Source organism: Sulfuricella denitrificans skB26, assembly GCF_000297055.2.
Lineage (GTDB): Bacteria > Pseudomonadota > Gammaproteobacteria > Burkholderiales > Sulfuricellaceae > Sulfuricella > Sulfuricella denitrificans.
The window spans coordinates 2,572,501-2,595,836 of the sequence record NC_022357.1 but is presented as its reverse complement, the minus strand read 5'-3'; the positions used below and the strand labels follow the sequence as shown (position 1 = coordinate 2,595,836).

26 protein-coding genes (1 of these 26 running past the window's edge) are annotated in these 23,336 nt (G+C 55.9%); 21 read left to right on the top strand and 5 right to left on the bottom strand.

The genetic code is table 11. The annotated features are described in order from the left end of the window. Positions 1 to 168 precede the first annotated feature (168 nt). Both SCD_RS12555 and SCD_RS15860 read left to right on the top strand, forming a co-directional pair. On the top strand, positions 169 to 2,409 hold the full coding sequence (locus SCD_RS12555; protein WP_009207700.1) for a TonB-dependent receptor plug domain-containing protein: 2,241 nt from the start codon (positions 169 to 171) through the stop codon (positions 2,407 to 2,409). An 81-nt stretch (positions 2,410 to 2,490) separates the two neighbouring features. Further along, positions 2,491 to 3,222, top strand: a complete 732-nt coding sequence (locus SCD_RS15860; protein ID WP_009207701.1) for an energy transducer TonB — start codon at positions 2,491 to 2,493, stop codon at positions 3,220 to 3,222. Here SCD_RS15860 and mltA read toward each other — a convergent pair. Together mltA and apaG are read right to left on the bottom strand one after the other, a co-directional pair. Then, positions 3,195 to 4,415, bottom strand: coding sequence for a murein transglycosylase A (gene mltA, locus SCD_RS12545; RefSeq protein ID WP_009207702.1), 1,221 nt, complete (start codon positions 4,413 to 4,415; stop codon positions 3,195 to 3,197). The two genes, SCD_RS15860 and mltA, sit on opposite strands and share 28 nt — an antisense overlap. 150 nt (positions 4,416 to 4,565) lie before the next feature. Further along, positions 4,566 to 4,949: a Co2+/Mg2+ efflux protein ApaG gene (gene apaG / locus SCD_RS12540; RefSeq protein ID WP_023507007.1), complete on the bottom strand. Its 384-nt coding sequence runs from the start codon at positions 4,947 to 4,949 to the stop codon at positions 4,566 to 4,568. Positions 4,950 to 5,107: 158 nt separating this feature from the next. Here apaG and rpe point away from each other — a divergent pair, with 158 nt between their 5' ends. The 12 genes from rpe to coq7 all read left to right on the top strand — a co-directional run bounded on the left by rpe (position 5,108) and on the right by coq7 (position 15,462). Beyond that, the gene (gene rpe / locus SCD_RS12535) at positions 5,108 to 5,794 is read left to right on the top strand and encodes a ribulose-phosphate 3-epimerase (RefSeq protein ID WP_009207704.1); all 687 of its coding nucleotides are present in this window, start codon (positions 5,108 to 5,110) and stop codon (positions 5,792 to 5,794) included. Positions 5,795 to 5,891: 97 nt separating this feature from the next. Beyond that, positions 5,892 to 6,578, top strand: a complete 687-nt coding sequence (locus SCD_RS12530; RefSeq protein WP_009207705.1) for a phosphoglycolate phosphatase — start codon at positions 5,892 to 5,894, stop codon at positions 6,576 to 6,578. A 110-nt stretch (positions 6,579 to 6,688) separates the two neighbouring features. Further along, complete coding sequence (gene trpE, locus SCD_RS12525) at positions 6,689 to 8,161, top strand: anthranilate synthase component I (RefSeq protein WP_009207706.1); 1,473 nt, start codon at positions 6,689 to 6,691, stop codon at positions 8,159 to 8,161. A 1-nt stretch (position 8,162) separates the two neighbouring features. After that, on the top strand, positions 8,163 to 8,732 hold the full coding sequence (locus tag SCD_RS12520) for an anthranilate synthase component II (RefSeq protein WP_009207707.1): 570 nt from the start codon (positions 8,163 to 8,165) through the stop codon (positions 8,730 to 8,732). A 188-nt stretch (positions 8,733 to 8,920) separates the two neighbouring features. After that, a complete protein-coding gene (locus SCD_RS12515; RefSeq protein ID WP_023507006.1) occupies positions 8,921 to 9,301 on the top strand; it encodes an endonuclease domain-containing protein in 381 nt (126 codons plus the stop codon). A 94-nt stretch (positions 9,302 to 9,395) separates the two neighbouring features. Further along, entirely contained in the window at positions 9,396 to 10,424 is a 1,029-nt protein-coding gene (gene trpD / locus SCD_RS12510) for an anthranilate phosphoribosyltransferase (protein ID WP_009207709.1), read from the top strand. An 84-nt stretch (positions 10,425 to 10,508) separates the two neighbouring features. Next, entirely contained in the window at positions 10,509 to 11,456 is a 948-nt protein-coding gene (locus SCD_RS12505) for an indole-3-glycerol phosphate synthase TrpC (RefSeq protein WP_009207710.1), read from the top strand. A 311-nt stretch (positions 11,457 to 11,767) separates the two neighbouring features. Beyond that, entirely contained in the window at positions 11,768 to 12,916 is a 1,149-nt protein-coding gene (locus tag SCD_RS12500) for a porin (protein ID WP_009207711.1), read from the top strand. Positions 12,917 to 13,052: 136 nt separating this feature from the next. Then, the gene (locus SCD_RS12495) at positions 13,053 to 13,313 is read left to right on the top strand and encodes a type II toxin-antitoxin system Phd/YefM family antitoxin (RefSeq protein ID WP_009207712.1); all 261 of its coding nucleotides are present in this window, start codon (positions 13,053 to 13,055) and stop codon (positions 13,311 to 13,313) included. Beyond that, positions 13,310 to 13,564 (top strand): Txe/YoeB family addiction module toxin, encoded by a 255-nt coding sequence (locus tag SCD_RS12490; RefSeq protein ID WP_009207713.1) that lies wholly within the window; start codon positions 13,310 to 13,312, stop codon positions 13,562 to 13,564. Before SCD_RS12495 ends, SCD_RS12490 begins: the two co-directional genes overlap by 4 nt. A 31-nt stretch (positions 13,565 to 13,595) precedes the next feature. Beyond that, complete coding sequence (locus SCD_RS12485) at positions 13,596 to 14,849, top strand: (Fe-S)-binding protein (RefSeq protein ID WP_023507005.1); 1,254 nt, start codon at positions 13,596 to 13,598, stop codon at positions 14,847 to 14,849. Beyond that, positions 14,836 to 15,462, top strand: coding sequence for a 2-polyprenyl-3-methyl-6-methoxy-1,4-benzoquinone monooxygenase (gene coq7, locus SCD_RS12480; protein ID WP_009207715.1), 627 nt, complete (start codon positions 14,836 to 14,838; stop codon positions 15,460 to 15,462). Before SCD_RS12485 ends, coq7 begins: the two co-directional genes overlap by 14 nt. Before the next feature lie 131 nt (positions 15,463 to 15,593). On the opposite strand, the gene SCD_RS12475 is transcribed toward coq7, so the two are convergent. Next, complete coding sequence (locus SCD_RS12475) at positions 15,594 to 16,010, bottom strand: OsmC family protein (RefSeq protein ID WP_009207716.1); 417 nt, start codon at positions 16,008 to 16,010, stop codon at positions 15,594 to 15,596. 131 nt (positions 16,011 to 16,141) lie between these two features. Here SCD_RS12475 and rplM point away from each other — a divergent pair, with 131 nt between their 5' ends. The 6 genes from rplM to erpA all read left to right on the top strand — a co-directional run bounded on the left by rplM (position 16,142) and on the right by erpA (position 19,693). Next, positions 16,142 to 16,570 (top strand): 50S ribosomal protein L13, encoded by a 429-nt coding sequence (gene rplM, locus SCD_RS12470; RefSeq protein WP_009207717.1) that lies wholly within the window; start codon positions 16,142 to 16,144, stop codon positions 16,568 to 16,570. Between the two features lie 9 nt (positions 16,571 to 16,579). Next, a complete protein-coding gene (rpsI, locus tag SCD_RS12465; protein WP_009207718.1) occupies positions 16,580 to 16,972 on the top strand; it encodes a 30S ribosomal protein S9 in 393 nt (130 codons plus the stop codon). 122 nt (positions 16,973 to 17,094) lie between these two features. Continuing rightward, positions 17,095 to 18,123 (top strand): N-acetyl-gamma-glutamyl-phosphate reductase, encoded by a 1,029-nt coding sequence (gene argC, locus SCD_RS12460; RefSeq protein WP_009207719.1) that lies wholly within the window; start codon positions 17,095 to 17,097, stop codon positions 18,121 to 18,123. Then, a complete protein-coding gene (locus SCD_RS12455; protein ID WP_009207720.1) occupies positions 18,120 to 18,866 on the top strand; it encodes a DUF6776 family protein in 747 nt (248 codons plus the stop codon). Before argC ends, SCD_RS12455 begins: the two co-directional genes overlap by 4 nt. 9 nt (positions 18,867 to 18,875) lie before the next feature. Next, positions 18,876 to 19,286, top strand: coding sequence for a bactofilin family protein (locus SCD_RS12450; RefSeq protein WP_009207721.1), 411 nt, complete (start codon positions 18,876 to 18,878; stop codon positions 19,284 to 19,286). Positions 19,287 to 19,342: 56 nt separating this feature from the next. Continuing rightward, entirely contained in the window at positions 19,343 to 19,693 is a 351-nt protein-coding gene (gene erpA, locus SCD_RS12445; protein WP_009207722.1) for an iron-sulfur cluster insertion protein ErpA, read from the top strand. Between the two features lie 52 nt (positions 19,694 to 19,745). On the opposite strand, the gene SCD_RS12440 is transcribed toward erpA, so the two are convergent. Both SCD_RS12440 and SCD_RS12435 read right to left on the bottom strand, forming a co-directional pair. Further along, entirely contained in the window at positions 19,746 to 20,855 is a 1,110-nt protein-coding gene (locus SCD_RS12440) for an anhydro-N-acetylmuramic acid kinase (protein ID WP_009207723.1), read from the bottom strand. 30 nt (positions 20,856 to 20,885) lie between these two features. Continuing rightward, complete coding sequence (locus SCD_RS12435; RefSeq protein ID WP_009207724.1) at positions 20,886 to 22,205, bottom strand: OapA family protein; 1,320 nt, start codon at positions 22,203 to 22,205, stop codon at positions 20,886 to 20,888. Positions 22,206 to 22,302: 97 nt separating this feature from the next. Between SCD_RS12435 and tyrS the strand changes: the two genes are divergently transcribed. Continuing rightward, a protein-coding gene (tyrS, locus tag SCD_RS12430) for a tyrosine--tRNA ligase (RefSeq protein WP_009207725.1) crosses the window boundary here: on the top strand, positions 22,303 to 23,336 show its 5' portion. The gene runs 166 nt beyond the window's last position; 1,034 of the gene's 1,200 nt are visible here — the first part of the coding sequence; its start codon is at positions 22,303 to 22,305; its stop codon lies beyond the right edge, outside the window.

The following is a 23,336-nucleotide window of genomic DNA, read 5'->3' as shown; positions in this document are numbered from 1 at the left end:
ATTCTGCCAAATTCATTCCTCGATATGAGTCATTTGCCACGTTCTGTGCGAAATAGCACAGGACGGACGGTCTGCTTCCACTGATTCGTAAAGATTTTTCCCTGGCACGTGAATTGCGTTAGCAAATAACTATTTGCTTATTCAATTCACAAAAAGGGAATTACAAAAATGAAGTTCAAACCTCGAATTCTTGCTGCCTCACTGGCGGCCATCATGCCGTATCATTTTGCGCTGGCCGCCGATGAGGTGAAATCGACGAAATTGGAAGAGGTCGTTGTCAGCGCCTCGAAAATCGACACCCAGCCCGCTTTCGGCGCGTCCAGTTTGGATGCGGCAAATCTCGCCCCCATGCGGTCTTCCACCAGCGATACCGCCAGCCTGCTCAGGGATGTGCCCGGCGTGAGCCTTTACGGCGCCGGCGGCGTTTCCAGCCTGCCGGTGATTCAAGGTCTGGCCGATGATCGCCTGCGCATCAAGGTCGATGGCATGGATCTGATTTCCGCCTGCGGCAACCACATGAATCCGCCGCTTTCCTATATCGACCCATCCCATGTGGGCAGCATCCAGGTATTTGGCGGCATTGCACCGGTGAGTGTCGGCGGTGACAGTATTGGCGGCGCCATCCAGGTGAATTCTCCAGCACCGGAATTTGCCGCGGTCGGACAGGGAACCTTGACCAAGGGGCAGGCCGGTGCTTTTTATCGCAGCAACGGCAATGTCACAGGCGGCAATATTTCGGCAACCATCGCCAGCGAAAAATTGAGCATGACTTATAGCGGGTCAACCGTGGAATCCGGTAACTACAAGGCCGGTGGTGATTTCAAGCCAGCAGGGCCGGCTTTTGTTGCGGATGGGAAATCACTTTATACCTCGACAAAAAGGTTGTCCGGGGACGAGGTCGGGTCATCCATGTATAAATCTACGAATCAATCTATCGCATTTGCGCTCCGCAATGAGAACCACCTGGTCGAACTGAAGCTGGGCGTGCAAGATATTCCCTATCAGGGCTTTCCGAATCAGCGCATGGACATGACCGCCAATGACAGCGAACATGTTAATCTGCGCTATACCGGCCAATACGACTGGGGCACCTTGCAAGCGCGCGCATATAATGAACATACGCGGCACAAGATGAACTTCCTCGAGGACAAGGCATTCTGGTACAAGAGTGGAACCCAGACGATACCTGCACCCGGTATGCCGATGGACACGGAAGGGAGAAACACCGGCGCCGTGGTCAAGGCAGATATCGTGCTTTCAGCTCGTGATCTTCTCAGGGTCGGCGGCGAATACCAGCGCTATCGCTTCAATGATTGGTGGGACGCGTCTGGGAACGGCGGCATGTCCCCGAATACCTTCTTAGACATCAAAGATGGCCAGCGTGATCGTTACGCCGCCTTTGCCGAATGGGAAGCGCGATGGAACCCGCAATGGCTGAGCCAACTCGGCGTGCGCAGCGAAACGGTGAAAATGGATACGGGCACCGTGCAGGGGTATAACGCTACCTACAATACGGATGCGAACGCTTTCAATGCCCGCGACCGCAGCCGCACCGACAACAACTGGGACATGACCGCGCTGGCTCGTTACACGGTGGATAGTAGCAAGACTTATGAGTTTGGCTATGCCCGCAAAACCCGTTCGCCCAACCTCTATGAGCGCTATACCTGGTCGACCGGCGGCATGGCCATGAACATGATCAACATGGTTGGCGATGGCAATGGCTACGTAGGCAACTTGGACCTGAAGCCGGAAGTGGCCAATACTCTCAGCGCCACTGCTGACTGGCATGACACTGATCAGCAGAATTGGGGGCTGAAAGTCACGCCCTACTACACCTATGTCCAGGATTACATCAATGCTCAGCGTTTGCCAACCTCGCTCACGTCGACTGGTTTTGTGTTCCTCAAGTACGTCAATCAGGACGCTCGGCTCTACGGCCTGGATGTTTCCGGCTATTTCCCGCTGGCCAAAAATACCGGTTTCGGCAACATCACGGCGACCGGCGTGTTGAATTACGTCAGAGGGAAGACATCGAGCGGCACGAGCGACGATTTATACAATATGATGCCGCTGAACGCGAAGCTGGCGGTTGCTCAGCATCTAGGTAGCTGGATCAATACTGCGGAAGTCCAGTTGGTGGATGCCAAGACTGACGTGTCGCAAATTCGTAACGAACTTAAAACTGCAGGCTACAGTTTGCTGAATCTGCGCAGCAGCTATGCATGGAAAAAGGCACGGTTTGATGTGGGCATAGAGAATGTCTTCGATAGACTCTACGATTATCCGTTGGGTGGGGCGTATGTGGGGCAAGGGACAACGATGCCCCCAACAGGAGGTGCACCTTATGGAATCGCTGTTCCAGGCATGGGCCGTTCGATTTACGCCGGCGTAACCGTGAAGTTCTGATCTTGGCCGGAGTGGCGGCCTGACGAGGTCTCCACCCAGCCATGTTGGATCTGAGGTTTTGATCTTTAATTTAGGGAGGCCATGCGGTCTCCCTTTTTTATTGTTGCCTTCGCCGTTTATACTGGCGGCGGCATGAGCAAACTCAACTCCAATCCAGAGCAAGATGAAGTTCCCGATGCGGCGGCCCGCTTTGCGCTGGCGCTGGCGGTTTCGCTGGCGCTGCATCTGGCGCTGGTATTTGGTGTTCACATCAAGGCATCGCAGCCTGAAGAGCGGTCACGGTCCGCCATGGAGGTGCGCATCGAGCGTGTGCCTCAAGTCAGGATTGAATCTTTGTCGCTGGAAAGCGCGGTAGAGATAAGCGTAAAAAAACCGGAGGAGCCGAAACCGAGCGTGGAAGAGCCTGCGCGGCAGCCTCCGGCGCTCGCGGAGCCGGCACCCGCCATCCTGCCGACGATGGAAATCCCCTTGCTGGAAGATCCAACCTGGTATCCGGCCAAGCAGGTAGATGTGCATCCAACCGCTCTATATGAGATTAAGCCGGTCTACCCCGAGCAGGGCGTGGAGGGGTATGTGGTTTTGCTGTTGCTGATTGATGAGTCTGGCGCGGTGAAAGAGGCTGAAGTGATGGAAGCAAACCCTGAAGGGATTTTCGAGGAATCCGCACTGTCCTCTTTTCGTGAGGCGCGCTTCGCGCCGGCGCAAAAAAATGGCCGGGCGGTAAAAAGTCGGGTGCTGATCCGGGTATCCTACGAATTGAATGACATGAAAAAACCGGTGGTGATTCAGCCGCCGTTGCCGTTGGCCCCCTGACCGTTGCCGTTCTGCGGCAGAGTAAAGCCCTTGGGCAGCAGCACCCACATTTTTCCGTTTTGCTTCATGCTACCGGCCAACTTGCCGGCATCTTTGCCGAAGCCCCAGAAAAAGTCCGCCCGCACTACGCCCCGGATCGCGCCACCGGTATCTTGTGCCAGCATCAGGCGGTTGAGTGGCTTCGCACTGTTCGGCCAGGTGGTAGCCAGAAACACTGGTGCACCGAGCGGGATATGACGCGGGTCGACCGCAATGCTGCGTCCGGCGGTGAGCGGCACACCCAAGGCACCGAGCGGGCCGGAAAGATTGTTCGGCAGATCGCGGAAAAAAACATAGCTGGCGTTGAGATTGAGTAGTTCGGAAAGCTTCTCCGGGTTTTGCTTGCCCCAGTCCTTGATGCCCTGCATCGAGGCTTTTTCCAGCGGCAGGTCGCCGCGCTCCACCAATGCCTTGCCGATGGATTTGTAGGGAAAGCCGTTCTGGTCGGCGTAGCCGATGCGCGCGGTTTCACCCCCGGGCAACGCAATTTTTCCGGAACCTTGGATTTGCAGGAAGAACAGTTCGACTGCGTCATCCACCCAATACAGTTCCTTGCCCTTGAGTGAAGTCGTGCCGTTGTCGATTTCGGCGCGGTTGTAATAAGGCACTACCTTGCGACCGTCGAGCCGACCGCGCAGGCGCAGGTTTTTCAGCTCCGGATAAACCGAGCCCAGATCCACGATCAGCAGGTCGTCCGGCACTCCGTAAAGAGGGTGGCGGTAGCGCTTCGATGGGGTGCGGCTGCCATTAAGTAGAGGCTCATAATAGCCGGTGACCAACCCCTCGGAGCCGCCGTCGGGTTGCATGGCCTGATAGGGGGTGAAGTATTGCTCGAAGAATTCGCGCAGGGCGGCGTTGTTCGAGGAGGTCATTCCCGTTGCTGCAGTGCAGGGCGCTTGCCATGCCAGTTGTTTCTGCAGCGCGACGCAGCTTTGTTTGAAAGCATCCCAGGCGGCCGCCAGATTTTCGTCCTGCCAACCGGACAGGGCTTCCCAGCCAACCGACTGCAAGGGCGGAACCGCAACCGGTGGGGTGGGAGGGATAGAGGGAATGGCTTGCGGTGGGGCGACAGGCGGCGGAATAACAGCCGGTTTTTCCAGCGTGGCACAGGCGGAAATCGCCAGAGTAAAAAGCAGAGCAAGCAGGTTTTTCATGGAAATGTTTGGCTTTAAAAGTGGCATATTAAGGGAGCGCTGAACAAGTCCAGCGCTCCCTCCCCTTTGATGGGGGAGGGTTGGGGAGAGGGTGAGAAATCAGTGCCTTACCCCTCTCCCGCAAGGGGAGAGGAGGTTGCAGGGTTTCTGCTAGTGCAACACGCGCGGCATGTTCAGGGTAAATTCGGCAACGGGCGCGTCGAACTTGGTGCCGTCCTCCGCCGTCATCTGGTAATTGCCGTGCATGGTGCCAACCGGGGTGGCGATCACGCAGCCGCTGGTGTATTCAAAGCTCTCGCCCGGCTTCAGCAAGGGTTGTTCGCCGATCACACCCAGACCACGCACCTCCTGCACCTGGTTGGTGGCATCGGTGATGACCCAGTGACGGCTGATCAACTGGGCGGCGACGTTGCCGGTGTTGGTGATGGTGATGGTGTAGGCGAAGACGTACCGTTCCTGATCGATGTCGGATTGGTCGGGAATGTACTCGACGTGGGTTTTTACCGTGATTTCATATTTTTTGCTGTCAGCCATCGTGCTATTGCACACGATTTTGGCTTTCCGCGCAAGCACGATAGGCCGTTGCCATCTATTGGGGCAGATGGCCTTTCCTTTGCGGCAAATTGCCGCGGATAGAAAGTCGGAGTTCTTTAGGGTAAAATCTTGATTTTTGGTTTATTCAAGGAAACGCCATGCCCCAATACAGAATTGCGCCAAGCATCTTGTCCGCCAACTTCGCCACACTGGGCCTGGAGGTGGATAATGTTCTCGCCGCTGGTGCCGATATCGTTCACTTCGACGTCATGGACAACCATTATGTGCCCAACCTGACCATCGGCCCGCTGGTGTGCGAGGCACTGCGCAAACATGGCGTGACCGCACCCATCGACGTGCACCTGATGGTCAAGCCGGTAGACCGGATCATCCCCGACTTTGCCAAGGCCGGTGCTACCTACATCACTTTCCACCCGGAAGCTTCCGAGCACGTCGACCGTACCATCGGCCTGATCAAGGAAAGCGGCTGCAAGGCTGGCCTGGTATTCAACCCGGCTACTCCGCTGGACGTGCTGGAATACACCCTGGACAAACTCGACATGGTGCTGCTGATGTCGGTGAACCCCGGCTTCGGCGGCCAGAAATTCATTCCCTACGTCCTGGACAAGGCCCGCAAAGTGCGCCAGATGATCGACGCGCGCGGTCTGAACGTGAGCCTGGAGATTGACGGCGGCGTCGGCCCCGGCAACATCCTGGAAGTAGCCAGGGCGGGCGTGGACACTTTCGTCGCCGGCTCCGCCGTGTTTGGCGCGGCCAAGGACAGCGATCCGCACCGCTACGATACGATCATTGCCGCGATGCGCGCTGAATTGGCTAAAGCATAAAACCATTAACCGCCAAGGACGCGAAGGTACGCAAAGGAAAACGGTGAGGATTTACCCCGCGTTCCTTTGCGTCCTTTGCGGTGAAAGAGAGTTGTAATTGAATAAATCATTCCCTTTACCCGTTAAAGCCGTCGTCATCGATCTCGATGGCACCTTGCTGAATACCGCTCCGGATCTCGCCGAGGCGGCGCAGCGCATGCTGCGCGATCTGGCGATGCCGCCGGTCAGCCTGGATACAATCCGGTCCTATATCGGCAACGGCATTGCCAACCTGGTGAAGCGGGCGCTCACCGGCGAAATGCACGGCAAGCCGGATGATGCCCTGTTCGTCAAGGCGCTGCCGCTATTCGAGAAACATTACGATGAAGTGTTGCACTGCGAAACCCGGCCTTATCCAGGTGTAATGGAGGGCCTGAAGGCCTTACGCGATGCCGGTTATACCCTGGTCTGCATCACCAACAAGGCGCAGCGCTTTACCTTGCCGCTGCTGGCGGCGATGGGCATGAAGGATTATTTCGATCTGATCCTGTCTGGTGACAGCCTGCCACGCAAAAAGCCAGATCCGTTGCCATTGCGATATGCCGCCATTTACTACGAAGTCGAGCCCAAGGACCTGCTGCTGGTGGGCGACTCTCTGAACGATAGTCAGGCTGCGCGCGCTGCGGGTTGTCCGGTGGTGCTGTTGCCTTACGGTTACAACGGCGGCAAGGATGTGCGTGAACAGGACTGCGATGCGGTGATCGACAGTCTGCCGGAACTATTGAAGCTGATCAGGAAAGCGTGAAATGAACCATAGGGAAATGAACGGATTGTTGGCACAGTCCTGGCGATGGTGCGATTGAGCCATTCCACGGATTTGTGACTGCTTTCTTAATTTCTCTCTGGTAAATCGACATGACTGAACAGGATTTCAATCGCCTTGCAAGCCAGGGCTACAACCGTATCCCGCTGGTCAGGGAAACCCTGGCCGACCTCGACACGCCCTTAAGCGTTTATCTCAAGCTGGCTAATCGGCCCTATTCCTACTTGCTGGAATCAGTGGTGGGGGGGGAGCGTTTCGGGCGTTATTCTTTCATCGGCCTGCCGGCCAAAACCCGGATCAGGGTGCATGGCCGCAGCGTGAGCGTCGAAAATGAAGGCGCAGTGCTTGAACAGGTCGAAACCGATGACCCGTTGCAGTTTGTCCAGGATTACGCCGCGCGCATGAAAGTGGCCGAGCATCCCGGTCAGCCCCGCTTCACAGGCGGGTTGGCGGGCTACTTCGGCTACGACACCATCCGCTATATCGAGAAAAAGCTGGCTCACACCGTCAAGCCGGACGTGCTGGGCACGCCGGATATCCTGCTGCTGCTGTCGGAGGAAGTCGCGGTGGTGGACAACCTGTCCGGCAAAATTTATCTGGTTGTGTATGCCGATCCCGGCCAGCCTGGCGCGTATGCGCGCGGCCTGATGCGGCTGGACGAAATGCGTAGCCAGTTGAATAAGTCAGTGGAAATCCCTGTCACGGCCTCTTATCCGCCTGCACCGGCAGCTTCGGAATTCGGCGAAGAGGCTTTCAAGCTGGCGGTGGAAAAAGCCAAGCGCTACATTTTCGACGGCGACATCATGCAGGTGGTGCTGTCCCAGCGCATGTCGCAGCCTTTCGCCGCCTCGCCGCTTTCTCTGTACCGCGCATTGCGCTCGCTCAACCCGTCGCCGTACATGTTCTGTTACGATATGGGTGATTTTCAGGTGGTCGGCTCGTCGCCGGAAATCCTGGTGCGGCTGGAAGAGGAGACTGTTACCGTGCGTCCGATCGCCGGCACTCGCCCGCGCGGCAAGACCCGCGAAGAGGACGAGGCGTTGGCCGCCGACCTGCTGGCCGATCCCAAGGAACTGGCCGAACACCTGATGCTGATGGATCTGGGTCGCAACGATGCAGGGCGCGTCGCCCAGACCGGCTCGGTCAAGGTCACCGAGAACATGGCCATCGAGCGTTATTCCCACGTCATGCACATCGTTTCCAACGTCGAGGGCAAGCTGAAAAGCGGCCAGAACGCGATGGACGTGCTGCGCGCCACCTTCCCGGCAGGCACCGTGTCCGGTGCGCCCAAGGTGCGCGCGATGGAAATTATCGACGAACTGGAACCGACCAAGCGCGGTATCTATGCCGGCGCAGTGGGCTATCTCGGCTTCAACGGCGACATGGATCTGGCCATCGCCATTCGTACCGCGGTGGTCAAGGATGGCACGCTCTACGTCCAGGCGGGAGCCGGTATCGTCGCCGACTCGGTGGCAGACAGCGAATGGACGGAAACCCGCAATAAGGCCCGTGCCGTGCTGCACGCTGCAGAGCTGGCGCTGGGCGGCTTGGGTGGAGGGGAATGACATGCTTCTAATGATCGACAATTACGATTCCTTCACCTACAACCTGGTGCAGTATTTCGGCGAGTTGGGTGCTGAGGTGCGGGTATTCCGCAACGACGAAATTACCGTCGAGCAGGTCGCAGCGTTAGATCCCGACCATATCGTGATTTCCCCGGGGCCATGCACGCCGAACGAGGCGGGTATCTCGGTGCCGTTGATCAAGGAATTTGCCGGCAAGGTACCGGTTCTTGGCGTATGTCTGGGGCATCAGAGTATCGGCCAGGCTTTCGGCGGCAAAATTATCCATGCTACGCAACTGATGCATGGCAAGACCTCGATGATTCACCACAAGGACATGGGCGTGTTCAAAGGCTTGCCCAATCCGTTCCGCGCCACCCGCTACCATTCGCTGGTGATCGAGCGCGAGAGTATTCCGGACTGTCTGGAAATTACCGCCTGGACTGACGATGGAGAGATCATGGGGGTGCGCCACAAAACACTGGCAGTGGAAGGCGTACAGTTTCATCCCGAATCCATCCTGACCGAATATGGCCATGAGATGCTGGCTAATTTTTTGAAAGAGAAACGGTAGTACCCGCTCTCCCCGGTCCTCCTTCGCGAGGGGGGAGGGAGTAACGGATGGAGGCAGTGCCGCGAGTATCGATGCTTTTAGCCCCCTCCCCCTTGATGGGGGAGGGCTGGGGAGAGGGCAATTTAACGCAAGTGCCTTTTACTGTTGCCCCCTCTCCCCTTGTGGGAGAGGGTTGGGGAGAGGGTAGCATGCCCACAAAGCTGACAAACTTTGCCCGCCAGTTGCGGACAAACTCGACCGACACCGAAATGTTGTTATGGCAGCATCTACGGGCTGGCCGGTTTGATGGTTACAAATTCAAAAGACAGCAGCCACTTGGCGGCTACATCGTTGATTTTGTCTGTTTTGAATCTCGGTTGATTATCGAACTGGATGGTGGGCAGCATGCAGATCAAGAGGACGCTGATAAAATTCGCGATCAATGGTTGAGTAGCCAGGGATTTCAAATTTTGAGATTCTGGAACAATGAAGTGTTGACGAACTTGGAGGGGGTGATGCAGTGCGTCCATGCGGCGCTGTCACCCTCTCCCCGGCCCTCCCCCGTCAAGGGGGAGGGAGAAAGCCAGTGATGCGCCACACTCCCTCTGTTGGAGGAGAAGGTGAAAATATGCAGTGCAAAACCCCTCCCCCCTCGCGGGGGAGGGTTGGGGAGAGGGGGATTAAATGACACCACAAGTCGCATTAACCGCGCTGCTGGAAAAACGTGATCTGACTCGTGACGAGATGCTGTCACTCATGCATCAGATCATGGGCGGAGAAATGACACCGGTGCAGATTGCCGGCATTTTGGTTGCGCTGCGCGCCAAGGGCGAGACAGTGACGGAAATCGCTGCCGCCGCCGAAGTGATGCGTGAGCTGTCGGTCAAGGTGCCGGTCGGCGCCGAGGAGCATCTGGTGGATACCTGTGGCACCGGCGGCGACGGCGCCCATACCTTTAATATCTCGACCACTGCGGCGTTCGTTGCCGCGGCGGCGGGCGTGAAAGTTGCCAAGCATGGTGGCCGCTCGGTGTCATCCACCTGCGGCTCTGCCGACGTGCTGGAGGCGCTGGGCGTGAACATGAATCTCACCCCCGACCAAGTGGCGCAGTCCATCCACGAAATCGGCGTCGGCTTCATGTTCGCCCCCAACCACCACAGCGCCATGAAATATGCCGCACCGGTCCGGCGTGAATTGGGTGTGCGCACCCTGTTCAACCTGCTCGGCCCGCTCACCAATCCGGCCGGGGCGAAGAACCAGGTGATGGGCGTGTTCCGCAAGGATTTGTGCCGGCCGCTCGCGGAGGCCCTGAAATCGCTGGGCGCGAGGCATGTCATGGTGGTGCACGGCACAGACGGCATGGACGAGATTACACGGTGTGGCGCGACTCATGTTGCCGAACTGAAGGATGGCATGATCGAAGAATATGCCGTCGACCCCGAGGCCTTCGGCATGAAGCTGGGTTCCGCCGATACACTCGTGGCACACAATGTGGACGAAGCCAAGGCCAAGCTGCTCTCCGTACTCGACAATGAACACGGTGCCGCACGCGACATCGTCGCACTCAATGCCGGCGCCGCGATTTACGTCGGCGGCATGGCGCAGACGCTGGAAGCCGGGGTGAAGAAGGCGCTGCATGTCACCGCCAGCGGTGAAGCCAAAGCCAAGCTGGAACAGTTGATTGCGTTTTCCAGTAGATTTAAAACCGAATAACCACAGAGGCACAGAGACACAGAGAAAATCGTTTTTAGAGATTGGGGTTTTGCCCTTCTCTGTGTCTCTGTGGTAAATAGAAGTATGTCCGACATCCTGAAAAAAATCCTCGAAGTCAAACAAGCCGAAGTCGCCCGGGCCGTGGCGAAAAAACCCTATGCGGCCGTCCGCGCCGAAGCGGAGGCGATGCCGAAGACGCGCGATTTTGTCGGCGCCATTCGTGGCAAGATTGCTTTAGGCAAACCGGCGGTGATCTCCGAGATCAAGAAAGCCAGTCCTTCCCGTGGGGTGATCCGCGAGAATTTCGATCCCGCTGCCATTGCTCGAAGCTATGAAGCCCATGGCGCGGCCTGTTTGTCGGTATTGACCGACGTTCAGTTTTTTCAGGGCAGCAAGAGCCACCTGATCGAAGCGCGCGCAGCCTGCAACATCCCGGTGCTGCGCAAGGACTTCATGATCGATCCCTACCAGATCTGTCGTGCCCGCACCATTGGCGCGGATGCCATATTGCTGATAGTGGCGGCATTCACCCTCTCCCCAACCCTCCCCCGTCAAGGGGGAGGGGGCAAAACTTCCTCTCCCCCGGTGGGAGAAGCTCGATCTGCGCACGGCTTGGCTCCCGACCACCCAGGCAAAACCCCCTCTCCCCTCGCGGGAGAGGGCTGGGGAGAGGGGGCTGCCGAATTCGATGTCGCTCGTATGCAGGAACTCGAAGCCCTCGCCCATGAACTGGGCATGGCGGTGCTGGTGGAGTCGCACGATGCCGCCGAACTGGATGCGGCCCTGCAGCTCAAGACCCCGTTGATCGGCATCAACAACCGCAACCTGCGCACCTTCGAAACCCGTCTCGAAACCACTCTCGACCTGCTGCCACGGATTTCTAACGAGCGCATCGCCATCACCGAAAGCGGCATTCTCAAACCGGCGGACGTGCAGTTGATGCGCGGTCAAGGCGTCAACGCCTTCTTGGTCGGTGAGGCTTTCATGCGCGCGGAAGACCCGGGAGTCGAACTGGCTCGGCTGTTCGGCTAGGCTAAATTTCATTTCTAAATCTTTTTTAAAGAATACTAACCGCAAAGGACGCAAGAGTTCGCAAAGGAAAAGCAATCAGGCTGGCATGTCTGAGGGTCGGGATTTCCATTGCGTCCTTTGCGGATAGCTGTTTTTTAGGCTGTGCGTTGCAAAAAAACAACACATTTTCCCCTGTTAACGAAAAACAAGACGTTTTTATCTACTTGTGCTTGGAATTCGAGGGGAAGAGTGGTGATAATGAACTCGTCTGTAAAAGACAGGGCTCAATCAAGAGCCTCGTTGCAAAAACTTACTCTCTAGGAGATCACTACATGAACAAGAAACTTATTGCTTTGGCAATTGCTGCCGCTCTGGCTCCTGCTGCTGCCATGGCTGACAGTGGTAACGTGTCTATCTACGGCATCATGGATGCGTCCTACGACATCACCGACAACGGCAACAGCACTGCTGGTGCCGCAGGTATCCGTACTCAAAAGGTGTCCTCTAACAGTTCCCGTCTGGGCTTCAAGGGTACAGAAGATGTGGGCAACGGTCTTTCCGCCATTTGGCAGATCGAATCCCAGATCAATGCTGATGGTAACGGTTTGACCTCCAGCGCCACTGGCGGCACCACCTTTGGTGGTCGCAATACCTTCTTGGGTCTGAGCAGCAAGACTGCCGGCACCGTGATTCTGGGTCGTCATGACACCCCGTACAAACTGGCTACCCGCAGCCTGGACTACTTCGGTGACGGCCTGGCTGACAACCGCAACCTGATGGGTCAAGGCGCTTCTTACAACTTGGGTGCTACCAACTTCTCTTTTGATGGCCGTCAACCCGACGTGGTTGCCTACATTTCCCCGACGATGAGCGGTTTTCACGCTGCTGTCGCCTATGTAGCCGGCGCTGAACTTGTCACCACCTCCGGTCAGACGAAGGGTAATGCCTGGTCTGCCATGGGTATGTACAACAATGGTCCGCTGATGGCTAGCTTGGCCTACGAGCGTCACAACATTGGTTCTGTTGGCACAGGTGATATTACTGCCGGCGCTGCCAATGTCGACAAGAGTGAAAAAGCATGGAAACTGGGCGTGGGCTACAAGATTATGCCTGCGTTCGAAGTGGGTTTTGCTTATGAGAAACTTAGCGACGACCTGAATGCTGGCGTGAAAATCATGGACCACAGTGCCTGGACTTTGGGTGGCAAGTACTCGATGGGTAGCAACGATCTGAAACTGGCCTACACCAAGGCTGGCCAACGCGCTGATGTTGCAGACACCGGTGCCCATCAGATTGCCTTGGGTCTTGACCACAACTTGAGCAAGCGCACCAAGGTCTATGCTCAATACGTCAAGCTGAGCAACGACAACGCCGCTGTCTACGGCCTGACCGGCGCTGGCGCGACTGGTCAAGTGCTTGAAACCGGCCGTGCTGGTGCCGATCCTTCTGCCTGGTCTTTCGGTATGCGTCACTCCTTCTAATTTCTCGCCGGCTTAGTCCGGTTTGAAGTGTGAAGATTTAAAACGGGCCTCTTTGGAGGCCCGTTTTTTTATTGGTGCGAAAGATGATATTGTTGTACAATTTTAAGTACATATTGTGTGTCGGAGGAGATGGTCTATGGAAGCGCTTTCTTATAGCGAATTGCGGAGTAATTTGAAGAAGGTGATGGACAGGGTGTGCGATACGCACGAACCGGTCATTGTCGTTCGGCGCAATGGAGAGAAGACGGTAATGCTTTCGTACGCTGATTATTCGGCTATCGAAGAAACGTCTTACCTGATGAGGAGTCCGAAAATGGCTGCACGTCTGCGTGAAAGTCTGGAAAGCTTGCACAATGGAGGCGGTGAAGAGAGGCCGTTGACTGACGTGGGCGAATGAAAATCCTGTTTCACCCACATGCCTGGGAAGATTACGGCTACTGGTTGCAAGCCGATCCCAGGAAGTTAAAGCGCATCAATGCGCTGATACGAGATATTCAACGCTCTCCCTTTGAAGGTATCGGTAAGCCGGAAGGGCTGCGCTTCGATCTTTCGGGTTGCTGGAGTCGTCGGATTGACGACGAGCATAGGCTGGTTTATCGGATCGAAGCGGATGTGCTGCATCTGCTTGCCTGTCGTTATCATTATTAAAGCTGTGCCACAAACGGTTCTCGCCCTGTCTATGAGTGTTCCCATTTCGCCTCTTCAAAGAAAATCGCCTGATCCGTTAGCCGATGTAGCTGCGCACTGCGTTTCATGCGGTCTGTGCCTGCCGCACTGCCCTACTTATCGTAAGACGCTGAGCGAGGCGGATTCGCCACGCGGGCGGATTGTGCTGATGCAGGGTGTGCTGGAGGGACGTATTCCAGCAAATGAACGGTTTCAGGCGCATATCGATCTATGTCTTGCCTGTCGGGCCTGCGAGAAGGTCTGTCCGAATAATGTGGAATACGGGCGTTTGATCAACGGAGTCCGGGGGGTTGTGGAAAAAACTCGCCAGCACAGCCTGTGGCAGTGGATAGGTAGGCGCGTGCTGATGGATGGCTTGGCGACGAAGCCTGCCATGTTGCGTCTGGTGGGTGGTGCGTTGCGTACCTGGCAGGCTATGGCGGGCAAGGCAGGCTGGTTGTCGCGATATAGCCTGGTGCGGATCGCGACTCAGCTACCACCATTGCGATCTCAGCCTGTCTGGAAAGCAGTTTATCCGGTCGTAGGCAAGGCGCGCGGCGAGGTGGGGCTGTTTCTCGGTTGTGTGGCCAGGGTGTTAGACGTCGAAACCCTCTCGGCCTCGATTTTTGTGCTTAACCGCTTGGGCTATACTGTGCATGTGCCGTCCCGGCAGGGGTGTTGCGGTGCCATGCATGCCGGTCTGGGCGAACCGGAGAAGGTGCGCGCATTCGAGGAGCAGAATCTCCTGGTATTTGCGGGGATGAATTTGGAGGCCGTGATTTCAACCGCGACCGGTTGCGGCACGGCATTGAAAAGCTATCCGCCGGAATTTGCGTGCAGGGTGAAGGATATCAGCGAGTTCCTGGGCGAGGTGGAAGGTTGGGAATCGGTTGGTATCGAGCCGCTGTCTGAAAAGGTGGCGGTACACGAGCCGTGTTTGATGCGAAATGTGCTGCATTGCCAGGGCAAGCCTTATGATCTGTTACATCGGATTCCTGGAGCGGAGGTTGTGCCCTTGGCGGGGAACGACCAGTGTTGCGGTGCGGCAGGGACTTATTTTCTGACTCAGCCTGCTATGGCGGCAAGCTTGCTTGCGGATAAAATAGAGGCAGTAAAGGCCAGTGGCGCGCGGATTTTGGCAACCTCCAACATCGGCTGCGCCATGCATCTGGCTGCAGGCTTGAAGGCGGTGGGAGTAGAGCTTGAAGTGGTTCATCCAGTAACTTTGTTGGCCCGACAAATGGGGTTCGTAAATGATAAAAATTGATGACTTGATTGTGGAATTCGACAAAGGCTTGCGCACTTTGCTTGCCCCCGCGCGAACTTCACGTCCGTTACCAGGGAAGAGCCTGGCTGAAGCTGAGATGGGCGAGGAAGAAAAACGCCTGGCGGGGGCGCTGATGCGCGTGAACCACAGCGGCGAGATCTGCGCGCAGGCGCTTTATCAGGGGCAGGCGCTGACGGCGCGCAGGCCTGAAATTCAGCAGGCGCTGAAAGAGGCGGCCAGCGAGGAAACCGAGCACCTGAACTGGTGCGAAAGCCGCATCAATGATCTTGGCGGACGCAAAAGTCTGCTTAACCCCGCCTGGTATACCGGTTCGCTGGCGATTGGCGCGTTGGCCGGCGCGTTGGGTGACAAATGGAATCTGGGTTTTCTGGCCGAAACGGAGCGGCAGGTGGTTCGCCATCTTGACGACCACTTGCAGCGCCTGCCCGCTAGTGATGAAAAAAGCCGTGCGGTGGTCGAGCAGATGAAAGAGGATGAGGCCAGGCATGCCACCACGGCGCTGGAGCATGGCGGCGCAGAGTTGCCCGCGCCTGTGAAGCTGGTGATGAAGCTTTCCGCCAGGATGATGACGGCTACTACTTTCAGAGTTTAAAGATTAACCGCAGAGGCGCAGAGGCGCAGAGAAACCCTTTAAAACAAGGTAAAATTCACCAAAGTCATTTTTTACGGGCATTGGGGTTTCGTTTGCCTCTGCGCCTCCGCGCCTCTGCGGTGAAAGGTTTTTTACTCTTCAACGATCTCGAAATCGTGCGTCATCTCGGCGGTTTTGCCGAGCATGATCGAAGCTGAGCAGTATTTCTCCGCTGACAGCTTGATGGCCTTTTCTACTTGCTCCGGTTTGACACCCTTGCCGCGCACCGTGAAATGAAAATGCATCTTGGTGAACACCTTGGGTTCCTTGTCGGCGCGCTCGGCTTGGATAGTAACTTCGCAACCGCTGACGGCTTGACGGCTTTTTTTCAGGATCGCCACGACGTCGAAAGCCGTGCAACCGCCGGCGCCGAGCAGCAACATTTCCATCGGACGCGGCCCGAGGTTGCGTCCACCAGCATCGGGTGGCCCGTCCATCAGGACTGCGTGGTTGCTGTCGGTAATGCCGAGAAAGCTGGCGTCTTCCACCCATTTAACCCGTGCCTGCATGAGATTTCCTCTTTTGTCAGTTTTGTAAGCCGCGAAATTATAGCACTGCAATAGTGACAAACGTTTGACAGCGGCTGCGTTATTGACATAAAATGCGCGTCTTTCTCTGATACAGCAACCGGAATTTGTGCATGAAAACCTTTTCTGCAAAAGATCACGAAGTAAAACGTGATTGGTACGTGGTGGATGCCACCGACAAAGTTTTGGGCCGTTTGGCCAGCGAGATCGCATCGCGTCTTCGCGGCAAGCATAAGCCTGAGTATACCCCGCACGTGGATACCGGCGATTATATCGTGGTGATCAACGTGGACAAGCTGCGCGTTACCGGCAACAAGGCCGAAGGTAAGGTGTACCATCGCCATACCGGCTATCCCGGCGGTATTATCAGCACCACTTTCGCCAAGATGCACGCCCGTTTCCCGGAGCGTCCACTGGAAAAAGCGGTCAAGGGCATGTTGCCGAAAGGCCCGCTGGGCTTCGCCATGTTCCGTAAGCTGAAAGTTTACAAAGGCGCGCAGCACATGCACAGCGCGCAGCAACCCAAAGTACTCGAAATTTAAGGGATTATCATGATCGGCACCTACTACTACGGCACTGGACGGCGCAAGTCTTCTGTTGCACGCGTGTTTCTGAAGCCAGGCAAAGGCGACATTATCGTCAACGACAAACCTGTGGATATTTTCTTTTCTCGCGAAACTGGCCGCATGGTTGTGCGTCAGCCGCTGGAATTGACTAGCCATCAAGGCACGTTCGATATTATGATCAACGTCCATGGCGGCGGCGAATCTGGCCAGGCTGGTGCCGTGCGTCACGGCATTACGCGTGCCCTGATCGATTACGATGCGGCACTGAAGCCTACCCTGAGTGCTGCAGGTCTGGTGACTCGTGATGCACGCGAAGTCGAACGGAAAAAAGTCGGTCTGCGTAAAGCTCGCCGCGCCAAGCAGTTCTCCAAGCGTTAATCGCTGCTGCAATCACAAAAAAGCCGCCCTTTGGCGGCTTTTTTGTTGCCTGTCGGTAATTGTTGTCCAGAGGCAACAGGGTTATTATTGTCGATAAATTCAACATTGGGATATTGATCAATATGGTTAAAGTCGGGATCGTTGGGGGTACAGGGTATACCGGAGTGGAGTTGCTGCGCCTGCTTGCGCAGCATCCGGATGTCGAGTTGGTGGCGATCACCTCGCGCAAGGAAGCGGGAATGGCGGTGAGCGACATGTTTCCCAATCTGCGCGGCAGGGTGGGACTGAAGTTTGTCGACCCGGTCGATGCGCCGCTGAAATCCTGCGACGTGGTGTTTTTTGCAACGCCTAATGGCATCGCCATGCAGCAAACGCGCGAATTGCTCGACGCTGGCGTGCGCGTCATCGACCTGGCGGCGGATTTTCGCATCAAGGACGTGGCGTTGTGGGAAAAGTGGTACGGCATGCCGCATGCCTGCCCTGACCTGATTGCCGAAGCCGTGTACGGCCTGCCTGAACTTAACCGTGAGCATATCAGGAAGGCGCGTTTGATCGCCAACCCCGGCTGTTATCCGACTGCGGCGCAGTTGGGTTTTCTCCCCCTGATCGAGGCGGGTGTGGCGGATCTTGGCCATCTAGTGGCTGATTGCAAGTCAGGGGTATCCGGCGCGGGTCGCAAGGCTGAGGTGGGCGCCCTGTTCAGCGAAGCTGCTGACAACTTCAAAGCCTATGCCGTGGCGGGGCATCGCCATCTGCCGGAGATTAGCCAAGGGCTCACGCTCGTAGCGGGCAAGCCGGTGCAACTGACTTTCGTGCCGCACCTGACGCCGCTGATTCGTGGCATTCACGCCACGCTGTATGTGCGCCTGACTGCCGAAGTGGATTTGCAGGCGCTTTATGAAAAGCGTTATGCCAATGAATATTTCGTCGATGTGCTTCCTGCTGGAGCGCATCCAGAGACACGTTCGGTGCGCGGCGGCAACTTCTGCCGAATTGCCGTGCATCGGCCGCAGGGCGGTGATGTCGCCGTGGTGCTGTCTGTCATCGACAATCTGACCAAAGGCGCTGCCGGACAAGCAGTGCAAAATATGAACTTGCTGTTTGATTTGCCCGAAAATAAGGGCTTGGAGCAGATTCCGCTGCTGCCATGAGGCTGGATCGCAGGCTGAAGCACCGTTTCGGCATAGCGGCGGCCCCTTTGGCGGTTCGTCGGCATGTGGCTTGGTACTGGCGCTTGCCGTTGATGGTGGTGATTCTGCTGGTCGCTGGAATAGCGTTGTCCTGGCTGTTTTACAATGCAGGGGCGCGCTTTACGGGCCTGGATCGCGGCGCAACAGTGGACGAGTTGCAGCGCTTGCGTGAGAAACTTGGATCGCTGGAGCGTGAAAACGCCAGTCTGCGTTCAGATGGGGCGCAAAGCGATCGAAAGATGCAGATCGAGCAGGAGACGCAGAATGATCTTGCCAAAACCGTCAAGACGTTGCAGGATGAGAATGCTCAATTGAAGGAGGATTTGACCTTCTTCCGCAAGCAAATGTCCTCCGACAAGAGTGACGGTGATCTCAGTATCTACCGTTTCAAGGTCGAAAACACCATGCCGGGCGAGTATCGCTACAGGTTGTTGCTGTTGCAGGGTGGGCAAAGGGAGCGCGAATTTCAGGGTAAAGTGCAATTTCTGGTCAGTTTTACCCGAGGGGGGGAAAAGCTGGTCATGACGATTCCTTCCGTGAAGGAAGCAGAGGCACGATCCTATAATTTGAATTTCAAGTTTTACCAGCGGTTGGAGGGTGTCTTTCATGTTGAGCCCACTGCGCAAGTAAAAAAAGTCCAGATACGTGTGTTCGAAAACGGTGCTGTGCAGCCGAAGCTGATGCAAGCCGTCAATTTATCATGAGGATAGCTGATGTTTTTCGGAAAAAATAAACGCAGCAGACCGCAAAACCGAATTGATTCATTAATTGGTGTCGGTACGAAAATTGAGGGCAACGTGTTCTTCAGTGGCGGCTTGAGGGTGGATGGCACTATCAAGGGAAATGTTGGCGAGACGGGTGACCAGCCCAGTACGCTGGTGCTGAGTGAGCAGGCTCGAATCGAGGGAGTGATTCACGTGTCGCATGTGGTGATTAATGGCACCGTGGTGGGTCCCGTGCAGGCGCAAGAATACGTGGAACTGCAATCGAAATCCCGTGTCACAGGTGATGTGTTCTACAAGACCTTGGAGATGCATGTCGGGGCGATTGTAGAAGGAAAATTGGTGCATCAGGAAGGTGCCGCCATGCAACAGGTGGAAGTTCAGCCAGTTACGAGTAATTGACTAAATAACTCAACTATAGGATAATGAGTTGCAGTAGTTTTTTAAGGAGATACAGAATGAATGCAGTGACTGAAATGCCTAGCCCGCTGAACTTTACCGACAGCGCGGCGGCCAAGGTGAAACAGCTGATCGACGAGGAAGGTATTCCGGGTCTGAAGCTGCGCGTGTTCGTTAGCGGCGGGGGGTGTTCCGGCTTCCAGTATGGTTTTACCTTCGATGAGACGACCAATGAAGATGACACCACGGTGGAGAAGAATGGCGTTGCTCTTTTGATCGATCCGATGAGCTTCCAGTATCTGGCGGGCTCTGAAATCGATTATCAGGAAGGGTTGCAGGGTTCGCAGTTTGTGATCAAGAACCCGAATGCCACTACCACCTGCGGTTGCGGATCGTCTTTTTCAGCGTAAGCCGTTCGTTATTCAGGCAAGAAAAAAGGGGCTTACGCCCCTTTTTTCTTTATCAAGCCGGGTAAATTGCGCCGAGGACGCGCGCACCTTTTGCTCCCGTCACTTCCGGCAGGTTGCCGGCATTCCCATTAAGAGTCTGCCTAGCGAGCCAGGCAAAGGCAAAGGCCTCCACCCAGTCTGCGTTCACACCCAGGTCATCGGTTGGTGCGATGTTCACGTTGGGCAGGGCTTGTTTCAGTCTTCGCACCAGTGCCCCGTTATGGGCGCCTCCTCCACACAGGTAGACCTCGCTGGCTTCACCGCAATGATCCAGAATGGCACTGGCAATCCCTTTTACGGTCAGTTCAAGTAGGGTGGCCTGAACGTCGGCTGGGGCAAAATCGGGTGAAAGAAAATGTTCCAGCCAATGCAGATTGAACAAGTCGCGACCGGTGCTTTTGGGTGGGGGCGCGGCAAAGAACGGTTCGGTGAGGAGTTGCCGCAGCAATTCCGGGATGGGATGACCACTTGCTGCCCATGCGCCATCCTTGTCATAGGGCTGGCCCAGGTGCAGAGCAGTCCATGCATCCAGCAAGAGATTGCCAGGTCCGCAGTCGAAACCGAGTACGCTCCCGCGGGGCGGCAGGCTGGTCAGATTGCTGATGCCACCAATGTTGACGATGACACGGTGGTGTTCTGGATGGCTAAACAATGCAGCATGAAATGCTGGTACTAGCGGTGCGCCCTGCCCGCCGGCAGCGATATCGCGGCTCCTGAAGTCGGCGACCACGACGATGTTGGTCAGTTCGGCCAGTAACGCCGGATTTGCGAGCTGAATGGTGAATCCGAGGTCGGGGCGGTGGCGCACGGTTTGTCCGTGGCAGCCGATGGCCTTCACTTTCGTTGCCTGGATTTCCGCTTTCCCTAACAATGCCTGGATTGCTGCTGCATAGCGGCGAGACAGCTCGTTTGCCGCCAGAGCCGCACGCTCGAGTTCGTTTGGTCCAGGGCTGTTTAGCGCGAGCAGTTCAACACGCAGTGCTTCGTCGAAAGGGATGAACTGGCTGTGCAGAAGCTTGCAGGTATTGTTTTCGAAGTCAGCCAGAACTGCGTCAATACCGTCAAGACTGGTGCCGGACATGAGTCCGACATAATGCTCCGGCGCACTGAAAGGTGGGTTCAAAGCGGCCAGCCAAATGATTCAAATGGGTAGTTAGTCCAGTGACGCCAGATTGGTATTCTTCAGCAGGTTTAGACGCATAGACAGATTCTCGGCCATCTTGCTGAAATCGGCTTTGTACTGAGTAGCGATGGGGAAAGCGGTCGGCATGGGAATGCCCAAGGGGTTGCGCTGTACACCCGCCACACGGAATTCGTAGTGAAGATGAGGACCAGTTGCAACACCGGTCATGCCGACTTGAGCGATGACGTCGCCCTGGCTGACTTTGCTGCCTTTGTGCAGGCCTTTTGCAAAGGCGGAAAGATGGCCATAAGCCGTGCTGTATTGGCCTTGATGTTGCAGTATGAGCAGGTTGCCATAGCCACCTTGCTTGCCAATGAAGGCGACGGTGCCATCTGCTACCGCTTTAACGCGGGTGCCTGTAGGTGCGCCGTAGTCGACACCTTTATGGGCGCGCCATGTTTTAAGTACCGGATGGAAGCGGGCGTTGGTGAATCCTGAGGTGATTCGGGAAAACTCCAGGGGGGAGCGCAGGAATGCCTTGCGCAGGTTTTTCCCCTCGGGCGTGTAATAGCCACCACGGCCTTCGTGATCCTGGAAATAAACCGCACGATAGCTCTTGCCACTATTGATGAATTCCGCAGCAAGTACGCGACCAGTCTTGATCAGTTCGCCCTTATTGTAGAACGACTCGTAAACGACGGTGACTTTGTCCCCTTTTTGCAGGTCGCTGTGGAAATCGATGTCCGACGAAAAAATATCGGCAATTTGCATGGCGATATTGTCTGGAATATTGGCGGCATCGGTTGCGCCGAACAATGAGCTTCTGATTTCCGCCGATTTCATCATCAGGCGTGATTCGAGCGGCACCGCGTCGTCGCTGGTTTTGAATCCGCCGGCTTGTTTCTCTACCTTCAGCATGGATTCGCTACTGCTGATGTACTGCAGGGAGAGGAGATTTCCTTCCGAGTCGGTTTGGGCGCGGACTATCCGGCCGGGAATTAGTAGACGCAGGGCTTTTGAGTCCCTTGCGCTCTGCATGAATCCGCTGATGTCCTCATCATTGACATTCAGGCGGTCCAGCAGAGCTGACATCGTGTCGCCGCGCTGAATTTTTTCCTCGTGCCAGAAGTTGCCGGAAATGCTGGATGGTGTGGCGGCACTGGGAAGTTGCAGGTTTTCAATGACGGTATGAACGGGAATCTGGCGCGTTTGTGTGTCAGGCGCAATACCGAAGGCGGCGACTATGCCGAATAATGGCAGGCTGGAAATAGCCACCAGCCAGCGCAGGCTTAATTTTCGTTCTTGAACAAACAGCTTTTGCGCTAAAATACCGATCTCGTTGTTTTGCATGACTTCCCTGAGCGTTTAGTGTGGGCAGAAGCTTACCAGAAGATGGACGATCAGTGAAGGTCGAATCGATTACATATTGTTTAAGCAGGCGGTATAGATGACTCAGGTTAATGAAGCGTTGCAGGTGATAAAAAGAGGGTGTGACGAATTGCTGGTGGAACAGGAGCTCGTTGAAAAGCTGGCGACGGGTAAGTCGTTGCGCGTCAAGGCGGGATTCGACCCAACCGCGCCGGATTTGCACCTCGGCCATACCGTTCTGCTTAACAAGTTGCGCCAGTTTCAGGAGCTGGGGCACGAGGCCATGTTTCTGATCGGCGATTTTACGGGCATGATTGGTGACCCTACCGGCAAGAACGCGACTCGCAAGCCGTTGACCCGTGATGACGTGATTGAGAATGCGCGCACCTATGAACAGCAGATCTTCAAGATTCTTGATCCAGAAAAGACGCTGGTGATGTTTAATTCCAGCTGGATGGCCGAAATGAGCGCATCCGATCTGATTGCCCTGGCGGCGAAGCACACCGTGGCGCGCATGCTGGAGCGCGATGATTTTCATAAGCGCTACAGCTCCGGCCAATCCATATCTATACATGAGTTCCTTTATCCGCTGATCCAGGGGTACGATTCGGTAGCGATGAAGGCGGATGTGGAGTTGGGCGGGACCGACCAGAAATTCAATCTGCTGGTTGGGCGTGAGCTGCAGAAGCATTACGGGCAGCCCCCTCAAGTTGTTTTGACCATGCCGATCCTGGAGGGGTTGGATGGTGTGCAGAAGATGTCCAAGTCGCTGGGTAACTATATAGGCATACATGAACCGCCAAACGAAATGTTCGGTAAACTGCTGTCCGTGTCGGATGATTTGATGTGGCGCTATATAGAATTACTTTCGTTTCAGCCGCAGACTCAGGTCGTCAAATGGAAAAAAGAGACCGAGGAAGGACGCAACCCGCGCGATATCAAAGTGACGTTCGCCCAGGAGATCGTTACTCGCTTTCACAGCAAAGCGGCGGCGGAAGCGGCCTTGGTGGACTTTGAAGCGCGTTTCAGGCAAGGCGCGATGCCGGAAGAAATGCCGGAAGTTACGCTCATCGGCGGAACGGATGGGTTGCCAATTAGCCAGGTTCTCAAGCA

Excerpts from the sequence above, each read along its gene's own strand:
- SCD_RS12555 (WP_009207700.1), top strand. The coding sequence starts at position 169 with ATGAAGTTCAAACCTCGAATTCTTGCTGCCTCACTGGCGGCCATCATG.
- SCD_RS15860 (WP_009207701.1), top strand. The coding sequence starts at position 2,491 with ATGCGGTCTCCCTTTTTTATTGTTGCCTTCGCCGTTTATACTGGCGGC.
- mltA (WP_009207702.1), bottom strand. The coding sequence starts at position 4,415 with ATGAAAAACCTGCTTGCTCTGCTTTTTACTCTGGCGATTTCCGCCTGT.
- apaG (WP_023507007.1), bottom strand. The coding sequence starts at position 4,949 with ATGGCTGACAGCAAAAAATATGAAATCACGGTAAAAACCCACGTCGAG.
- rpe (WP_009207704.1), top strand. The coding sequence starts at position 5,108 with ATGCCCCAATACAGAATTGCGCCAAGCATCTTGTCCGCCAACTTCGCC.
- trpE (WP_009207706.1), top strand. The coding sequence starts at position 6,689 with ATGACTGAACAGGATTTCAATCGCCTTGCAAGCCAGGGCTACAACCGT.
- SCD_RS12520 (WP_009207707.1), top strand. The coding sequence starts at position 8,163 with ATGCTTCTAATGATCGACAATTACGATTCCTTCACCTACAACCTGGTG.
- SCD_RS12515 (WP_023507006.1), top strand. The coding sequence starts at position 8,921 with ATGCCCACAAAGCTGACAAACTTTGCCCGCCAGTTGCGGACAAACTCG.
- trpD (WP_009207709.1), top strand. The coding sequence starts at position 9,396 with ATGACACCACAAGTCGCATTAACCGCGCTGCTGGAAAAACGTGATCTG.
- SCD_RS12505 (WP_009207710.1), top strand. The coding sequence starts at position 10,509 with ATGTCCGACATCCTGAAAAAAATCCTCGAAGTCAAACAAGCCGAAGTC.
- SCD_RS12500 (WP_009207711.1), top strand. The coding sequence starts at position 11,768 with ATGAACAAGAAACTTATTGCTTTGGCAATTGCTGCCGCTCTGGCTCCT.
- SCD_RS12495 (WP_009207712.1), top strand. The coding sequence starts at position 13,053 with ATGGAAGCGCTTTCTTATAGCGAATTGCGGAGTAATTTGAAGAAGGTG.
- SCD_RS12490 (WP_009207713.1), top strand. The coding sequence starts at position 13,310 with ATGAAAATCCTGTTTCACCCACATGCCTGGGAAGATTACGGCTACTGG.
- SCD_RS12485 (WP_023507005.1), top strand. The coding sequence starts at position 13,596 with ATGAGTGTTCCCATTTCGCCTCTTCAAAGAAAATCGCCTGATCCGTTA.
- coq7 (WP_009207715.1), top strand. The coding sequence starts at position 14,836 with ATGATAAAAATTGATGACTTGATTGTGGAATTCGACAAAGGCTTGCGC.
- SCD_RS12475 (WP_009207716.1), bottom strand. The coding sequence starts at position 16,010 with ATGCAGGCACGGGTTAAATGGGTGGAAGACGCCAGCTTTCTCGGCATT.
- rplM (WP_009207717.1), top strand. The coding sequence starts at position 16,142 with ATGAAAACCTTTTCTGCAAAAGATCACGAAGTAAAACGTGATTGGTAC.
- rpsI (WP_009207718.1), top strand. The coding sequence starts at position 16,580 with ATGATCGGCACCTACTACTACGGCACTGGACGGCGCAAGTCTTCTGTT.
- argC (WP_009207719.1), top strand. The coding sequence starts at position 17,095 with ATGGTTAAAGTCGGGATCGTTGGGGGTACAGGGTATACCGGAGTGGAG.
- SCD_RS12455 (WP_009207720.1), top strand. The coding sequence starts at position 18,120 with ATGAGGCTGGATCGCAGGCTGAAGCACCGTTTCGGCATAGCGGCGGCC.
- SCD_RS12450 (WP_009207721.1), top strand. The coding sequence starts at position 18,876 with ATGTTTTTCGGAAAAAATAAACGCAGCAGACCGCAAAACCGAATTGAT.
- erpA (WP_009207722.1), top strand. The coding sequence starts at position 19,343 with ATGAATGCAGTGACTGAAATGCCTAGCCCGCTGAACTTTACCGACAGC.
- SCD_RS12435 (WP_009207724.1), bottom strand. The coding sequence starts at position 22,205 with ATGCAAAACAACGAGATCGGTATTTTAGCGCAAAAGCTGTTTGTTCAA.